Raw genomic sequence first — 14,638 nt, forward strand, 5'->3', positions numbered from 1 at the left:
AACCAGATATCATCGAACCGACCGACGGAATTTACAGCAAATTTTGGACTTGACAGCGTTCATTGACCAGTGCCAGCGGCAGGCTTTTCCATTCGTCCGCCGTCAGCGCGTTACCCTTGCGCGCATGGCGGTCGGCCTTCTTGCCGACGAGCAGGCGATCCTCGACAGCGATTTCCGCGGTTGCCGGGGCTATGCCTGCCGCGTCCGTGTAATGGGAAACCTCGCGTTGCGTCATGGCGCCGACGATTGCGTACAACCCGCGCCCACGTCCGGCGGCCAGCACATCATCTACCCAGCGCCCGAAGCGAGTGGCGGTTTCCTCGCCGAGCGCCGTCTTCAACCCTTGCCACATCGCGGCGCCGAGCGGCGCGTCGAGCGTGCTCAATCGCTGGTCGACAACCTCCTGTAAACCGCCCAGCGCGGAGGCTCCCGGGTTGTAGTTCCACCCCGGATCGGGCGCGAAGTACTTGCCCGGGGCGTACTCGAAGCGCGTCACGGTGGCCAGCGGCGCGTCCGGCTTGCGGCTGGTCGGGACCTGGACGTCGGAGAGCCTGCCCTCGCTGCTGGAGACGTCGATGCCCCGGCTGGCCACGTCAGCGGCGTCGAGCGCGCGCACCGAGCAGCGACAGCGGAAGCCGTTCGGCGGGTAGATGAACGACCAGATCGGATCGTCGTAGCGGAAGGTGCGGCGGTTCAGCGCGGCGTGCGCCGGCCGGGTGCGCTGGTCCATGATCGCCACGTACTGCCAGTACGGCCGGTCTTCGGCATTGGCCATGAACGCCCGGTAGCGCCCGGCCATGTACGCGGTCTGCATGTTGGTGTCGAAGATCGTCGCCAGCCGCCGCGGCGTCAGCCCCTTGCCGCGGATTTCGCCGGTGACCGGGTCGGTCTGCGCGTGCGCGCCCCACCAGCCTTTCTGCTGGAGGATGGGCGTTAAACGGTCGATGAAATCCTGTCTCGTGGCGCCGGTTTTTAACGCTTCGACCAGCCCGCCGCGCAGATCGGCGAGCACGTCGGCCTTCATCACGCCGGCCGCGGTGAACGCCTTGGCGTGCGCTTCCTGCCAGACGTCGGTCCAGCTGAAGCCGAAGGTGTAGCCCTTGGCTTTGAGGTAGGCGATCGCGTCTTTCGGTTCGAGGCCGATCGCGAAGCCGAGGTCAACCCCCGGCATGCTGTCCGGAGATCCGCCCCCAGAGGTCGGCAACGAAGATGGCCCGGGCGAGCAGCTTCTCGATCGCCGAGCTGTCGAGCTTCGGGAAGACTTCGAGCAGCGCGTCGCCGGCTTCGTCGGGAGTGCCGCCGGCCTGCAGCGCGGCGATCGCCGGGGCGAGCAGCGCCTGCATCGCCGCCTCGATGTCGGCGGCAGGCAGCGCCCTGAGCGCCGCGTCGAGCACGGCCTGTCCAGGATCGGGCGCGTCGCCTTCGGCGAAATCGGAAGAAACCGCGCTCGATCCGCTGCGTTCGGCTTTGCCGGTCTGGCTGGCGTCGGTCTCGGTCCACTCTCCGCCGTAGGTCTCGGTGAGGTAGGCGAGCGTCGGCCGGAAGCCCATGTCGAAAATCAGCTTGTCGCGCTTGGCGCGGGCTTCGAGGTCTTCGTCCTGCTTGATCTCGCGCACCAGGCGCGGCGGGTTCGCCCCCGGCACGTTGAGTGCGACATCCCAGGCGATCAGCGTCTGGTTGAGCGTCTCCGAAAGGATGTCCGAATCGAACTGCACCAGCTCCAGGCGCAACTCGTTGCGCAGGATCGCCGCACTGGCCAGCTCGCCGCCGACGCCGCCGGTTCCCCTGCCGCCCCCGTCGCCGAGGATCGCCCCGGCGATCTGCTCGTCCATGTAGCGCACCAGGGACTCGTGCGTCGCCTGGCCGCCGCGCGTCGCCTCGAGAAGCTGGATCGAGCAGCCCCGAGGGACCGCGACGCCGGCGTCGTGGGCGATCCGCGCCAGCGCCTCCTCGAGCTCGTCGATGTTCTGCGCGCCGGGTTCGTATTCGCCGACCGCGGTCGGCGCGCCGAATTTGTCGAGGAACTGCAGCCAGAACGAGGTCGACTGGCGCTTGAAGAAGACCGGCCACCAGATTTTCTGGCCGATCCCGAGCCCGTACGGGTTGCCGTCCTTCGAGCCAGTCGAATGCACGATGAACTTGCGCTCGGGCACCGGCTCGCCACGGGTCGTCTGCTCGCGCGTGAGCAGACGCAGCGACCCGTCTTCGGCGAACTTGAAGAGTCTTGCGTCGAGCGGGGTTGCCCTCGCCGGCCGCCGGCGGCGCTGACGCGCCCGATCGCTCGCCTCGCCATCACGAACCGGGCGGCACCCCGGCCGCCGGAGCCGCTTCGCTTGCCACCGCTGCCGTCGCGCCGGGCCTGGGCAGCGGCATCGACGGCGACGGCGGTGTACACGGCAGTGCCTTTCGGATCCGTCGGCTGATCGCGTCGAAGGAAGCGACCCGCAGCACGACGACGGTCAGGATCGTCGATAGCCGTTCCGACTGGAAGAGCGCGCTAGCCTCGCTGATCAGCATGCCGAGACCGCCGGCGCCGGCGATACCGAGGATCGTCGAATCGCGGATGTTGAACTCCCAGATATGGAGGTGGCTGGAGACGCATTGTGGCCGCGCCGACGGCCAGACGGCGCTGAAGAAGACCTGCAGCCGGCCGGCGCAGACGCTGCGGACGGCATCGATCGCCGCCATGTCCAGGTCTCGATCGATTCGGCGAAGAGCTTGCCGCAGCCGCCCGACGAATGACGCGCGATGGCGAGGTCCAGATGATCGTCGAATCCTCGGCCCGGATCAGCCCCTGTTCGATCATCGTATTGCGGTTGTAGTCGACGCCGGTGGCGGGTCTCGTGCCGCGCAGCGGCAGGCAGATGGCGTTGGCAAGGGAGTGGAAACTGCGCTGGCTGCCGCTTTAGCGGCCAGCGGAGCTTGGGGGCATTGGCGGTGCTCGGTGGCGGGTTTGCGGGCGCCTTCCTGCGCGACCGGTTGCCCAGCGGCCGGTCCGGCGTGTGCCCAATTGCGCGCGGGTGTAGGTCGAGGTCGACCGCGTGTGGCAGCTGCACTGTCGCCGGTGAGCGGTGCGCGCGGCTTTCATCCGCTCGCGCGACCGCTGCGGGGGCTTTCACCGGCGGGCGTGGCCGTTTCGCGGCGTCACGGGCCGATCAGAGGGCGGCGAGCACGACGCGCCCGAGAAGTGCGGCGGCGACCGCCAGGCAGAGGGCCGCGAAGCTCTGCTGCAGCCGCCGGCTGGCGACGCGCCGGGCGAGCAGGCGGCCGGCCAGCAGACCGGCCATCGCTCCGCCGGCGAAAGGCAGCGCGATCGGCCAGGCGATGCTGCCGCCGACCGCGGCCGAAGCAATGCCGCCGATCGACACCAACGTCATCACGCCGAGCGAGGTAGCGATGACGCTGTCGACCGGCAGATCGGAGAAGCGGGTCAGCGCCGGAACGATGACGAAGCCGCCGCCGACTCCGAGCAGGCCGCTGAGCACGCCGCTGAGCAGGCCGGTGCCGCCGAGTGCCCGCGCGCAACGCAGGTTCCAGTCGAAGCCGCCGACGTCCGGGTTCAGCCGGCACGGTTTGGGCTGTTCAATGGGCTTCGGGCTCGCTGGCGGACGCCGGGCCTGGCGCAGCGTTCGCCACCCCGTCCACGCCAGCAGCAGTGAAAACGCCACGGTCAGCGGGTGATTGGGAATGAGGTGCGCGAGATAGACTCCCGCCGGTGCGGCGGCCATTCCGCAGGCGCCGATCAGGCCGGCGGCCCGGTAGCGGAGGATTCCCCGGCGCAGCCCGAGCAGCGCGCCGAGCGCGGCGGCGAGTGCGACGGCGAGCAGGCTGATCGGCCCGGCCTGCTGGATCGGCAGACCGAGCCCGAAAACCAGCAGCGGCACGCCGAGGATCCCGCCGCCGGCGCCGGTCAGGGCGAGAACCAGACCGACGGCAGCGCCGAGTAGCGGGGCGATGATGGCCGGATCGATGGGCATCGCCGTTTCAGATCGCGTTCAGCGGGATCTTCAGGTAGCGCGTGCCGTTCGCTTCGGGCTCGGGCAGTCGGCCGCCGCGCATGTTCACCTGGACGGCGGGCAGCAGGAGCACCGGCACCGCCAGAGTGGCGTCGCGGCGACGGCGCAGGTCGACGAACTCCTCCTCGCCGACCCCGTCGTGCACGTGGATGTTGCCGCTGCGCTGTTCGCCGACGCTGCTGAAGAAGGTGGGTGGCCGCTCGTCCGGCGGGTAGTCGTGGCAGAGACAGATTCGCGTTTCGGCCGGCAGCGCGAGCAGGCGGCGCAGCGAGCGATAGAGCGTGTGTGCGTCGCCGCCCGGGAAGTCGCAGCGTGCCGTCCCGGTATCGGGCATGAACAGCGTGTCGCCGACGATCACCGCCCGTTCTGCGCCGTCGCTGATCAGGTAGCTGACGCAGGCCGGTGTGTGGCCCGGGGTGTGCCACACGTCGATGCTCAGGTGGCCGACGCCGATCGTCTCGCCGTCAGCGAAGAGACGGTCGAACTGGCTGCCGTCGGTGGCGAAGCCCGGTCCCACGTTGAACAGCTTGGCGAAGAAGCCCTGGACGACGCTCAGCCGATTGCCGATCCCGGTCCGTCCGCCGAGCCTTTCCTGGAGGTACGCCGCAGCCGAGAGGTGATCGGCGTGGACGTGCGTCTCGAGGATCCACTCGACCCGGGCGCCCGTTTCGATCACCCGGCGGACGAGCTGGTCGGCGTTGCCGGTCGCTGTCCTTCCCGAGCGCGGGTCGTAATCGAGAACGCTGTCGACGATCACGCAGTGCCGGCGATCGGCGTCGAAGACGAGGTAACTGATGCTGCTGGTCGCTGGATCGAAAGAGGCTTCAATGTGCATGGCGTTGCTCCTCAGGGGACGTCTTATCGCCGGAATCGCACCCGGCGTGGTCGGCTGGCGGGGCGGTGCCGCTGCGCGCCGCCGGCAATCCGTCGATCAGTCAAAAACAATATATTGACAAACATAATACCGGTTCATAGAATGTTGTCAAGCCGAAGCTGCTGATTCAGGGGACTGATGGACACGACGACTCTCGACATCGACGCGATGCGCGCGGCGGCCGGTCAGGCGACGGCCGTGCTCAGCGTTCTGGCCAACGCCAACCGCCTGTTGTTGATGTGCCAGCTCGGGCAAGGCGAGAAGTCGGTCGGCGAGCTCGAGGAACTGCTCGATCTCCATCAGCCGACCTTGTCGCAGCAACTCGGCGTGCTGCGCGCCGAAGGGCTGGTCAATACCCGGCGTGACGGCAAGAAGATCTACTACTCGGTGGCCGACGAGCGGGTGCTCGCCCTGCTCGCCACGCTTTATCAACTCTACTGCCCGAGAGCGGGGGATTCGACACGATGATGACCATCGACTGGCTGCACTTCACTCCCGCGAGCGCGCTGGCCGGCGGCGCTCTGATCGGTCTCGCCGCGGCGCTGCTGATCCTGCTCGAGGGGCGCATCGCGGGGATCAGCGGGATCATCGGCGGCCTGCTCCATTCGCCCTCGAGAGGCGATTCCGCGTGGCGTCTGGCCTTCGCGCTCGGTCTCGTCGCGGCGCCGCTGCTCTACCGGGTCCTTGCCGCGCTGCCCGAGAGCCGGATCGACGCCGGCTGGGGTACGCTCGTCGTCGCTGGCGCGCTGGTCGGTTTCGGCAGCCGGCTCGGTTCGGGGTGCACGAGCGGCCACGGGGTCTGCGGGCTGTCCCGACTGTCGCCGCGCTCGCTGGTCGCGACGCTGGTGTTCATGAGTGCCGGCTTCGCGACCGTCTTCGTCTGCCGCCATCTTTTCGTCTAGGAGCGCTGCATGAGCGTCCTGATCTCGTTCGTCGTCGGTCTGGTCTTCGGCATCGGTCTGATCGTCTCGGGGATGAGCAACCCGGCCAAGGTGCTCGGTTTTCTCGATCTCGCCGGGCCCTGGGATCCCTCGCTGGCTCTGGTCATGGGCGGGGCGATCGCCGTCGGCTTCCCCGCCTTCCGCCTCGCCGCGCGCCGCAAGGCCTCGCTGCTCGGCGGGCCGATGCAACTGCCGACGGCGCGGCAGATCGACCGCCGGCTGCTCGCCGGCAGCGCGCTGTTCGGCGTCGGCTGGGGACTTGCGGGAATCTGCCCGGGTCCGGCGTTGGTCCTGCTCGGCAGCGGAGCGGCCGGCGGGCTGGTTTTCGTACTCGCGATGCTTGCCGGAATGGCGCTGTTCGCCGTTTTCGAGCGCCTGCGCAGGGCGCGTCAGCTCACCCCGGACGCCTGAGCGCCATCCATCTTTCTTTTTGAGGAGAAGCCCATGTATTCAGTTCATGTCGATGACTCGCCGGTGATCACCGTCGCCGGCGCCAGGCATCAGGTCAGCTACGCCGTCGATGGCTCGCTGATGAACCCGCTCGAGGTGTTCTACGCGACGCTGGCGAGCTGCGCGGCGGTCTTCGCCAAGAAGGCGTGCAAGGAAATGGGACTGCCCGCTGCCGGAATCCGCATCGGCTGCAAGCCCTATGCCGGTCACGGCGGTCCGCTGACGCTTTCGCGCTACCGGACCGAGGTCAGCTTTCCTGCAGCGTTCACCGCCGAGCAGAAGGCGCGGGTTATCGAGGCGATCAGCCACTGCGCCGTGAAGAAGATCGTCGAAGTCGGTGCCGAGATCGCCTTTCCGGTCGTCGAGACCGCGGCCGCAGCCTGACCCCAGCGGAGGATTGCGGCCATGAAATCGTCGATCGCCATCGCCCTGCTCGTCTCGACGCTGCCCGTCTGCGCCCAGGATCTCGAGGTTCTCGCCGCCGAAACCCGCGAGACCGTCCTGCCGGTCGTTCCCGAGGTCGTCGCCGCGATGCAGGATGCGATGGCCAGGGAGGGCGTTGCCGGCGCGATTCCGGTGTGCAGGGATCTCGCTCCGAAGCTGGTCGGGAAGAAGCGCGAGGAGACCGGCTGGGTCATCCGGCGGGTCAGCCTGAAGACGCGCAACCCCGAGCGCGCGACTCCGGACGCCTGGGAAATCGTACAGCTCGCCGACTTCGATCGCCGGGCAGCGAGCGGAGAAAGGCCCGAGACGCTCGAGAAGAGCGAGATCGTCAGCGTCGATGGCCGACCGGTGCTGCGCTACATGAAGGCGCTTCCGGTCAGCGACGTGTGCCTCAACTGCCACGGGCCAGCCGAAGGGCTCGATCCCGAGCTGCGCAGGAAGCTTTCCGAGACCTACCCCGACGACCGGGCGATCGGCTACGTCAAGGGCCAGATTCGCGGCGCGCTGACCGTCAAGCGCCCGCTCTGAGTAAGCCCCCGCAGTCGGAGACCGGTTCCCGGACGCGCGGCGCTGCCCGTGTGCCTGCGGGCTGACGGGTGGCTGCCCGCGCCTTCAGGCCGCTTGCGTGCGCCGGATGCCGACGCAGACGGCGCCACTGTCGTGGAGCACGAGGTCGTCGAAGACCAGGTGCCCGCTGGCGCCGAGATCCTCGAGTGCCGGGACGCGCGCGGCGATCTCGTTGAGCTTGCCGCTCGCCGTCGTCAGATGTGAACTCATCGCCGAGTCGGTTCCGCTGTCGAGCGCCTTGAAGATGTCGTCGAGCACCGAGCCGAAGATGAAGGCGAAGATCGCCAGCGTCGCGGCGCTCGCGTAGGCCAGGCCGAGCAGCTTCCAGAAGGTCAGGTTGGTGATCTCGTGACTCTTCTCGTCGACACCCGATGAGCTGACGAACGAGCAGTGGTCGGCCGAGACGCCGACCGCGATGTGGCCGTCGACCTTCGCCGCGAAGTTCAGGCCGACGAAAGTCCAGTCGAGGCTGTTGGTCAGGCTGTGCACGACGAAGCGGCGGCCTGAGGGTCGGAGCGTGAATTCGGCGAGCGTCGTCGTGTGGCCCTTGACCGGGGCGAGCGCGACCGGCGCGGGAATCGACAGCGTCTTCGTCCGGCCATCGTAGGCGACGCGCGAGACGCCGATCCTGGCAAAGGCTTCGGCCATCATCGGCTGCAGGATCCGGCCCATGACCAGACGATCGCCGAGCCAGAGCGCGGCCGGCAGACCTTCGGGCAGGATCGGAGCGGCGAAACGCAGCCGGTCGTCGGTCGACGGGCCGTTGTCGTCGAGCGACGCGCAGACGAGCAGCGTGTTCCGCGCCGGGTTCCGCTCGTCGAGGACGAAGCTGAAGTCGACGAGCCGGGGGACGAACGGGTCGGCATCGGCGGCCACGCGGAAGCCGCCGATGCGGAATTCGCGGCCGTTCCAGCGCCACAGTTCCTGCTGGATCAGGTCCTGCAGGGTATCCAGGGGCACCTTCGACTCCCACGGCTGGGTGAGCACCACGCTGTAGATGGCCTTCCGGTCCTTGAACCTGACGTAGATGTCGTGCTCGACGTAGCCGCCGCTGCTACCCGGACCGGTATCCTCGACGCGCACTTCGTCGCTGGCCAGCGAAGTCGTGATGCGCAGCGTCGCGCCCTTCTCGAGCGTGTGCATGCGCGTCGCGTGCGGGCTCGAGCCCGGGCGGATCGCGCCGTGCAGGATCGGCACCTCGAGGTCGCAGAGATTGAGTCCGCTACGCCTGGCGTGGATCGTCGGTGGGCCGAGTTCGAGGGTGATCTCGATGTCGCCGGCGTAGGTCACGCGGATCTGCTTCGGGATCTCGGGTAGGCGCGGTCCCCGGTAGCTTCCCTGGAAGGCGATCCTGAGTCCGTTGTTCACCTGCTCCTCGGTGATCGCCATCACGTAGTCCCAGCCGTTGAGTTCGCTGTCGAGGTAGCGGACTGGTGCGCTGGCCAGCGGGGCCGCGTGCATCGGCGAAGGCGCTGTGCTGGTCGTGTCCTGCGTGGGCATTTCGGTTCTCCTGTTGGTCTTTTCTGTGGTCGATCGGCGGATGCGCCGCAGCAGCGCGGACGTCGATCATGCCGTCGCGCCGTCGGTCGCCAGCTCCTGGAGCAGCGTCCTGGCCAACTCGCTCGGCGAACCCTCGCCGCCGAAGAAGATGAAGCGAATGGCCACGAGAATCAGACCGACGGCAATCAGGGTCCAGGACACCGGTCCGGACCAGGACATGCTGATCGCCAGCACACTGAACAGCGAGACTCCCGCGGCGAGGACCTCGGTCACCGCGGCCCCGTAGCGGTGGTTCCGGAAATCGGCGACGGCGTCGTTGATCGACAGCGCCGCCGAGAGCAAGGCCAGTGCCCCGGCCAGGATTCCGGCGAATAGCCGGACTCCGCGCAAGAGACGCGTCGCCCCTTCGAGGAGCTTCTCGAGCAGCTTCTGACCTGCCCAGCGGATCGTCTTGGCGCTGGTGATCAGGACGCTGGTCAGCTTCTCCTTGAGCAGCCTGGCGAGGTCGAGGCCAGCGCGCAGCGCCGACGAGAAGCCGCTGGCCAGTTGCTCGAGGTGGTCGGTCGGTGGCGCGTCGCGGTCCTCGTCGGCGAGGTCGCCTTCGATCTCCTCGAGCAGCACCCCGGCCAGCGCACGCGAGGTCGCGAAGCTCAACCCGCTTCTCAGAGTCGCGGAATGCGCGGGCCAGGCGCGGCAGAACTCGTCGATCGCGGCTTCGAGGCTCTTCGACCCGCAAGCGGCGGAGTGCGCGAGCTGCGCGGTCAATGCGCTGGCTACCGCCGGACGGCCACCGGCGGCGGCGAGCGCTCTCCGCAACTCGTCTGCACCGGCCTCGCTGTCGACGACGCCGAGCACGCGGGCGAGCGCGTCGGCAAACCGGTCGCGCCGCTCGGCGAGAAAACTCTTCCACTCGCGCTGGGCGAGCCGCTGCAGAAGCGATGCGACGGTCGCCGGCAGGGTCTCCCGGGCGGTCTTGCGGCTGAGATCGAGGACGGTCAGCTTGGCGATGTCTTCATGGATCCGGCCGAGCAGCCGGGCTCTCGGCGCCTCGTCGAGAGCCCCGCCGAGCCCGCGGATTTCGTCGGCCAGCCGGTCGGCGTAGGCGTCGCTGGTCAGGTGTTCGCGATAGGGGCCGAGCCAGTTCGCCGCGTCGTCCATGTACAACGAGATCCGCGGGTGGACGAGGCAGAAGGCGAGCGCGTAGAGCTTGGCGCTCTGATCCTCGAAGGTCTCGGAGAGTCGCATCTCGCGCAGCTTCCTGTCGATCCTGCCCGCTTCGAGCCGGTCGAAGGGGGCCCTGGGCCTCGGGACGCTGCCGGCGATCGCCCTGGCCAGTTCGAGCCGGGCGTACTTCGCGTACCATGCGCCCTGCGCCGCGGTGATCTGCCGGACTTCCCTGGGCAGGGCCGGCAAGTCCTTGTCGAGCAGATTCTTGCGGTACTGCGGGTTCATGTAATGCAGCAGGCAGTCGCGGAACAGCGACTCGGCCTGGACCTGGACGCGGTCGGGAGGATCGAGGGTCGGGTCGCAGGCGCGCAGCGCGTCGAGTTCGCCGATCGACAGCGGAGTGGCCGAGAGCATCAACCCCGGCGGGAGCATCTGCATGCTGGTCAGTTCAAGGCCGCCGGGGATCGTCAGCTTGCCGATGATCGACGCCGACCAGCGGCGGACCGCCTCCGACACCCGCGGCACGTCGACGTTCATCCCGCGCGGTCGCAGGGCGAGTTCGCTCTCCGCCGCATCGACGAGCGCCTGGCCGCCACTCCTGTGCAGCAGCTCGGGCGAGATCCAGAGAACCGCGGTCTGGCCGTTGGGCAGGACGTGCGGGTCGATGGTCAGATCGTCGAACTGGCCGGGCGGTCGCGAATCGCCGAACAGCACGAGCAGCGACGAGTACTCGGGAGAGTACTTCGCGTACGCCGAAGAAACGGCGAATACGGGCAAGGCCGGCGCGGCGCCGTGTCCGAGGTCGCTGGCGAACGAGAAGAGTGCGAACGGGTTGCTCGCGACGTGCCTGCGGATCCAGTTGCGCAGGCAGGTCTGGATCAGCGCCTTTTCGAGGCTGCCGAGCTCCGTGCACGTGAAGCCGACCGCCAGGTCGGGGTCGTCGAGTCTCGGGACGACCGCGTAGTGGTCGCCGCGGTCGACGGTCTGCAGCGAGGTGGTGATCTCCAGGCTGCCCTCGCCGACGCGAAAGCTCTGCGTTTCGGTCCGCAGGACGCCTCCGAGCCTGAACACCAGCGAGAGCAGATCCATTCCGGTCTCGAGCAGCGAGACGCCGAGTCCGCTGGCCGTTCCTTCGAACGACGCCGGTCCGAAGATCGACTCGCACGACTCGCGAACGTCCAGCCGGAAATCCGGGTTGGCCAGGCGCTGCTGGGCGATCGCCAGGCAGGCTTGCCAGCCGTGCAGCGAGACGGCATGCGGATCGCCGCTCATCGCCGTGTCCTCTCCGGCGCAATCGGCGATGGCCACGTCGCTGGCGGTGTCGACCACCACCGCGCAGCCACCGCACGAGCCCGTCGGGCCTTCGTCTTCATCCTGATCCTCCGCCGCGTACACACCCGCGTGGAACAGTATAGACTGCGTTTGACGGCCTCGCGGCCGCGATTGACGCTCTTCCCCATGGGAACACCCGATGAACGAACCGACTGTTGACTGGCCCGAAGACGCCGGCACGCTGCTCGCCCGTGCGCGGCGGGCGAGCGCCGATCAGGGAGAATTGATGCGCCTGATGCTCGCCGGCACGCGTGGCCTCGACAGTTGGCTGATCGAACACCGGATAATTCCGGCGCTGCGCCACCGCGGGCTGCCGACGCTCCGCTTCACGCTGCGCGCCGAAGGCGGCCAGCAAAGTTTGGCGAAGCTGCTGCCGCTGCCCGGTGGCAGTGCCTTTGCCTGCGCCACCGACGGATCTTGGTCGGCTTTCGAGGCCGGCGAGGCGCGGCACGAAATCGGGCACATCGGCCATCGCTACGCTCCGGGCGATCGCTGGCTCGATTCGTTCGCGGCGGTCCTCGAACAGGCGGACGGCATCGAACGCCTGCTCGGGCCATCCGAGGTCGCCCAGGTCTGGAGGGAAGCGACTGGAGCACAGCCGGTCGGCTATGCAAAGGGGGCCATCGACTACCTCGAGGCAATCGGTTCGGGGGTGCTCGACAAGGCGTTCGGGATGAAGGGACGGCTTGGACTCTGATCTGGCAGTCCGGAGTGCTCGCCGGTCGTTGGTCGGCGTTCTGCGCGCGGCCGCACGCGGCACGCGGGCGTAGGCGCGAGGGAGGAGGGTCATGGATCGACAGGCGACGCTTCGGATGGAACTGCAGCGCGTACTCGGTGGCCAGCGCTACCTGGTACTGGCGACCGAGAGCGGCGGACAGCCTTACGCCAACCTGATGGCCTTCGCGGTCAGTGACGATCTCTGCTTCCTGACCCTGCTCACCGATCGGCGTACGCGCAAGTTCGCGAGTCTGACGGCCAACCGGCGCGTCGCGCTATTCCTCGACGATCGGGAAAACGTGGGCACCGACACCCGCGACGCGCTGGCGGTGACGGCGATCGGTGAAGCCGAGGAAGTCGCCGGGAGCGAGGCTGCTCGGCTGCGCGCTGCATTCGCTGCGCGTCACCCGACGCTGGCCGACTTCGCGCAGGCGCCCGATTGTGCGGTCCTGCGCGTACGCGTCGGTGTCTATCGCGTGGTCAGCCACTTCGAAGAGGTGCGCGAGTGGTACCCCGGAGCCGCCGGGCAATGATCGGCCAATCGCCGCGAGGGCAGGTCGCCGGCGGCCAGGGCGCTCAGCGCGGGCAGAATTGCCGATGAGCCCGGCGTCGGCGCCGCTGCTGCTGATCTTCGACTGCGACGGCGTGCTCGTCGACAGCGAGCCGATCGCCAGCCGGACGCTCGCCGCGATGCTGACCGAGACCGGCTTTCCGCTGACCGCCGAAGAGGCGATCGAGCGCTACACGGGAATCAGTCTGCGCGCGGTACTTGCGCTGATCGAGAGCGAATGGGGCCGCCCGCTGCCGCCAGATTTCGCGGCGCGTCTGCGCGAGCGCGACCGGGCGGCTTTCGACGCGGAGCTGCAGGCGATGCCCGGGGTCATCGAACTGCTCGGCTCCCTGTCGTGGCCGGTGTGCGTCGCGTCGTCCGGAACGCCCGACAAGATCCGTGCCAACCTGGCGGTCACCGGTCTGCTGCCCTTTTTCGAGCCGCATCTGTTCAGCGCCGAGATGGTCGAGCGCGGCAAGCCGGCGCCCGACCTGTTCCTTTACGCCGCTCGCGAGATGGGCGTTTCACCCGAGCGTTGCGTGGTCGTCGAGGACAGCGTCGCTGGAGTCCGGGCGGCGCGTGCCGCAGCGATGGAGGTTTTCGGCTTCTGTGGAGGCGGGCACGTCCGGCCCGGTTTCGCCGGCACGCTGCTCACCGCCGGGGCCACACGGGTGTTTACCCGGATGGGCGAGCTGCGCGGCCCGATCGAGGAACTCGCGCGGCGCTGACCGGCGCAGGAGGAGTCACACCACCTCTGCCCACGCAATCCCAACCCCCGGCACCAGCAGCGCTGCTGTCGCTTCCGAGGTCGTGGGCTTGCGCAGCAAGCGGTACTGCCCCTCGATGGGTTCGCGATAGACCGTCAATTCGCCTGCCGTGACATCAAAAAGGGAGACCTCGGGAACTCCGTCGCGCGCGTAGAGCGCAAGTTTGACATCGCGGTCGTATTCGAGTGTGGCGTGGGAACCCTCGACGATCAGCAGGACGTCAGTGGCTGTAGGGTGTCGGTCGGCATGGTTGGCCCGTTTGAGGAGGGTGATGTCCGGCTGCGGTTCGCTAGGTTCGTCGAGGACGATGGGGTTCTGCACCCGCACCATGGGGCTGGCGAAAGGATCGCTGCCAAGGCACTCGGCGAGACGGTCGACAAGAAATGCATGCCTGCTGCCTATCGGTGCCATTTCCACCAGTTCTCCACCGATCAACTCGACTCGGTCGGTCTCATCCAGCAAACCGGACTGGGCCATGCGATGAAACTCCTCCACTGACCAGCAGTGATGACGGTTGGCAGCACGTCCGAGGCTTTCCGATAAGGTGGGCATGGCAGGCTCACAGGCTCGATGACACGCCAGATCATGGTCTGGCGATTCTCCCGGAGGCAATCCCGTTTCGAGACAGGCATCGCGTCGGTCGTCGGCATGGGCGAACAGCGGCAAGAGATTCAATGCCACATCCGGTGGCGTCGCTGCCCAGGGGAGTCACCGGCATTGCGAGTTCCGTGGCCAGGACACGTGGCGCCGAGTTCAGCACCCCCGCGCTGTTCGACCGCGCGCTGCAGCGGCCGCTGCTTGATCAGCGTCGACCGCCCCTGCGATCACCGCTGCGCAGGGATCCGCCACCTCGGGTTCCAGCCCGTCGGCCCGGCATTTCGCCTCGACCACTTCGCTGGCGTGGTCGGGGTGGATCGGCATCACACCCCGCCTTCCGCCGCGACGCCGGCCAGCGCCAAGCGGACCGAGAGCATGACGATCAGCGCTTCGGTCAGACGCATGAAGTCGACACTGCCCGCGAGGTGATCAAGGCCGAGAAGGGAATCAAGGCCGCCTTCAAAGCCATCAGGCGGCAACTGCTCACCTCGATGATTGAGGATCCGCGCCCGCTCAGCCAGGCGCTCGACATGCTCTGGATCGCGACGGCCATCGAACGCGTTGGCAATCATGCCAGGAACATCGCCGAAAACGTCATCTACGCGGTCACCGGTGTTGACCTCGGGCATTCGCCTGCCAAGAGAGTGAATGGCTCTTGAGTCGAGCTGTTGCTGCCGGGGTGGGTCAGTCGCAGCCGCCTGACGCTCCGCATTCCC

General features: G+C 68.0%; 16 protein-coding genes and 1 pseudogene. 9 read left to right on the forward strand and 8 right to left on the reverse strand.

Going from position 1 to position 14,638, the window contains the following annotated elements; all coding sequences use genetic code 11:
• Positions 1–31: 31 nt before the first annotated feature.
• From NFW05_RS04875 to NFW05_RS04895, 5 genes and pseudogenes are all read right to left on the reverse strand, one after another.
• Positions 32–1,171 (reverse strand): phage minor head protein, encoded by a 1,140-nt coding sequence (locus tag NFW05_RS04875; RefSeq protein ID WP_295303114.1) that lies wholly within the window; start codon positions 1,169–1,171, stop codon positions 32–34.
• Positions 1,158–2,255 (reverse strand): annotated as a pseudogene (locus tag NFW05_RS04880) (DUF935 family protein); the annotation flags it as partial. The gene NFW05_RS04875 and the pseudogene NFW05_RS04880, both read right to left, overlap by 14 nt.
• A 37-nt stretch (positions 2,256–2,292) precedes the next feature.
• Positions 2,293–2,688, reverse strand: coding sequence for a hypothetical protein (locus tag NFW05_RS04885; RefSeq protein ID WP_295303115.1), 396 nt, complete (start codon positions 2,686–2,688; stop codon positions 2,293–2,295).
• 467 nt (positions 2,689–3,155) lie between these two features.
• Positions 3,156–3,977, reverse strand: coding sequence for a sulfite exporter TauE/SafE family protein (locus NFW05_RS04890; RefSeq protein WP_295303116.1), 822 nt, complete (start codon positions 3,975–3,977; stop codon positions 3,156–3,158).
• Between the two features lie 7 nt (positions 3,978–3,984).
• Entirely contained in the window at positions 3,985–4,851 is an 867-nt protein-coding gene (locus tag NFW05_RS04895) for an MBL fold metallo-hydrolase (protein ID WP_295303117.1), read from the reverse strand.
• A 177-nt stretch (positions 4,852–5,028) separates the two neighbouring features.
• Here NFW05_RS04895 and NFW05_RS04900 point away from each other — a divergent pair, with 177 nt between their 5' ends.
• Genes NFW05_RS04900 through NFW05_RS04920 form a run of 5 tightly spaced genes read left to right on the forward strand, consistent with a single transcriptional unit; the run spans position 5,029 to position 7,253 of the window.
• Positions 5,029–5,358 carry a metalloregulator ArsR/SmtB family transcription factor gene (locus NFW05_RS04900; RefSeq protein WP_295303119.1) on the forward strand — a complete coding sequence of 110 codons (330 nt, stop codon included), beginning with the start codon at positions 5,029–5,031 and terminating at the stop codon, positions 5,356–5,358.
• The gene (locus tag NFW05_RS04905; protein ID WP_295303172.1) at positions 5,358–5,792 is read left to right on the forward strand and encodes a YeeE/YedE family protein; all 435 of its coding nucleotides are present in this window, start codon (positions 5,358–5,360) and stop codon (positions 5,790–5,792) included. Before NFW05_RS04900 ends, NFW05_RS04905 begins: the two co-directional genes overlap by 1 nt.
• 9 nt (positions 5,793–5,801) lie before the next feature.
• The gene (locus tag NFW05_RS04910) at positions 5,802–6,242 is read left to right on the forward strand and encodes a DUF6691 family protein (protein WP_295303121.1); all 441 of its coding nucleotides are present in this window, start codon (positions 5,802–5,804) and stop codon (positions 6,240–6,242) included.
• 33 nt (positions 6,243–6,275) lie between these two features.
• The gene (locus NFW05_RS04915) at positions 6,276–6,665 is read left to right on the forward strand and encodes an OsmC family protein (protein WP_295303123.1); all 390 of its coding nucleotides are present in this window, start codon (positions 6,276–6,278) and stop codon (positions 6,663–6,665) included.
• 21 nt (positions 6,666–6,686) lie between these two features.
• Entirely contained in the window at positions 6,687–7,253 is a 567-nt protein-coding gene (locus tag NFW05_RS04920) for a DUF3365 domain-containing protein (protein WP_295303125.1), read from the forward strand.
• An 84-nt stretch (positions 7,254–7,337) separates the two neighbouring features.
• Here NFW05_RS04920 and NFW05_RS04925 read toward each other — a convergent pair whose 3' ends face one another.
• Entirely contained in the window at positions 7,338–8,792 is a 1,455-nt protein-coding gene (locus tag NFW05_RS04925) for a hypothetical protein (protein ID WP_295303127.1), read from the reverse strand.
• Between the two features lie 66 nt (positions 8,793–8,858).
• Positions 8,859–11,291 (reverse strand): hypothetical protein, encoded by a 2,433-nt coding sequence (locus NFW05_RS04930; protein WP_295303129.1) that lies wholly within the window; start codon positions 11,289–11,291, stop codon positions 8,859–8,861.
• Positions 11,292–11,430: 139 nt separating this feature from the next.
• Between NFW05_RS04930 and NFW05_RS04935 the strand changes: the two genes are divergently transcribed.
• The 3 genes from NFW05_RS04935 to NFW05_RS04945 all read left to right on the forward strand — a co-directional run bounded on the left by NFW05_RS04935 (position 11,431) and on the right by NFW05_RS04945 (position 13,286).
• Positions 11,431–11,988, forward strand: coding sequence for a hypothetical protein (locus tag NFW05_RS04935; RefSeq protein WP_295303131.1), 558 nt, complete (start codon positions 11,431–11,433; stop codon positions 11,986–11,988).
• Positions 11,989–12,079: 91 nt separating this feature from the next.
• Positions 12,080–12,541, forward strand: coding sequence for a pyridoxamine 5'-phosphate oxidase family protein (locus NFW05_RS04940; protein ID WP_295303133.1), 462 nt, complete (start codon positions 12,080–12,082; stop codon positions 12,539–12,541).
• Positions 12,542–12,605: 64 nt separating this feature from the next.
• Positions 12,606–13,286 (forward strand): HAD family hydrolase, encoded by a 681-nt coding sequence (locus NFW05_RS04945; RefSeq protein ID WP_295303135.1) that lies wholly within the window; start codon positions 12,606–12,608, stop codon positions 13,284–13,286.
• Between the two features lie 15 nt (positions 13,287–13,301).
• Here the strand turns inward: NFW05_RS04945 and NFW05_RS04950 are convergent, their stop codons facing one another.
• Entirely contained in the window at positions 13,302–14,000 is a 699-nt protein-coding gene (locus tag NFW05_RS04950; RefSeq protein ID WP_295303137.1) for a Uma2 family endonuclease, read from the reverse strand.
• Between NFW05_RS04950 and NFW05_RS04955 the strand changes: the two genes are divergently transcribed.
• Positions 14,000–14,581, forward strand: a complete 582-nt coding sequence (locus NFW05_RS04955) for a PhoU domain-containing protein (protein WP_295303139.1) — start codon at positions 14,000–14,002, stop codon at positions 14,579–14,581. The two genes, NFW05_RS04950 and NFW05_RS04955, sit on opposite strands and share 1 nt — an antisense overlap.
• The last annotated feature ends 57 nt before the right edge of the window (positions 14,582–14,638 follow it).

The sequence above is a fragment of the Accumulibacter sp. genome (assembly GCF_023806625.1).
Classification (GTDB): domain Bacteria; phylum Pseudomonadota; class Gammaproteobacteria; order Burkholderiales; family Rhodocyclaceae; genus Accumulibacter.

What these genes read in the sequence shown, in the direction of transcription:
- NFW05_RS04875 (WP_295303114.1), bottom strand. Translation starts at nt 1,171, where the DNA reads ATGCCGGGGGTTGACCTCGGCTTCGCGATCGGCCTCGAACCGAAAGAC.
- NFW05_RS04885 (WP_295303115.1), bottom strand. Translation starts at nt 2,688, where the DNA reads ATGGCGGCGATCGATGCCGTCCGCAGCGTCTGCGCCGGCCGGCTGCAG.
- NFW05_RS04890 (WP_295303116.1), bottom strand. Translation starts at nt 3,977, where the DNA reads ATGCCCATCGATCCGGCCATCATCGCCCCGCTACTCGGCGCTGCCGTC.
- NFW05_RS04895 (WP_295303117.1), bottom strand. Translation starts at nt 4,851, where the DNA reads ATGCACATTGAAGCCTCTTTCGATCCAGCGACCAGCAGCATCAGTTAC.
- NFW05_RS04900 (WP_295303119.1), top strand. Translation starts at nt 5,029, where the DNA reads ATGGACACGACGACTCTCGACATCGACGCGATGCGCGCGGCGGCCGGT.
- NFW05_RS04905 (WP_295303172.1), top strand. Translation starts at nt 5,358, where the DNA reads ATGACCATCGACTGGCTGCACTTCACTCCCGCGAGCGCGCTGGCCGGC.
- NFW05_RS04910 (WP_295303121.1), top strand. Translation starts at nt 5,802, where the DNA reads ATGAGCGTCCTGATCTCGTTCGTCGTCGGTCTGGTCTTCGGCATCGGT.
- NFW05_RS04915 (WP_295303123.1), top strand. Translation starts at nt 6,276, where the DNA reads ATGTATTCAGTTCATGTCGATGACTCGCCGGTGATCACCGTCGCCGGC.
- NFW05_RS04920 (WP_295303125.1), top strand. Translation starts at nt 6,687, where the DNA reads ATGAAATCGTCGATCGCCATCGCCCTGCTCGTCTCGACGCTGCCCGTC.
- NFW05_RS04925 (WP_295303127.1), bottom strand. Translation starts at nt 8,792, where the DNA reads ATGCCCACGCAGGACACGACCAGCACAGCGCCTTCGCCGATGCACGCG.
- NFW05_RS04935 (WP_295303131.1), top strand. Translation starts at nt 11,431, where the DNA reads ATGAACGAACCGACTGTTGACTGGCCCGAAGACGCCGGCACGCTGCTC.
- NFW05_RS04940 (WP_295303133.1), top strand. Translation starts at nt 12,080, where the DNA reads ATGGATCGACAGGCGACGCTTCGGATGGAACTGCAGCGCGTACTCGGT.
- NFW05_RS04945 (WP_295303135.1), top strand. Translation starts at nt 12,606, where the DNA reads ATGAGCCCGGCGTCGGCGCCGCTGCTGCTGATCTTCGACTGCGACGGC.
- NFW05_RS04955 (WP_295303139.1), top strand. Translation starts at nt 14,000, where the DNA reads ATGCCACATCCGGTGGCGTCGCTGCCCAGGGGAGTCACCGGCATTGCG.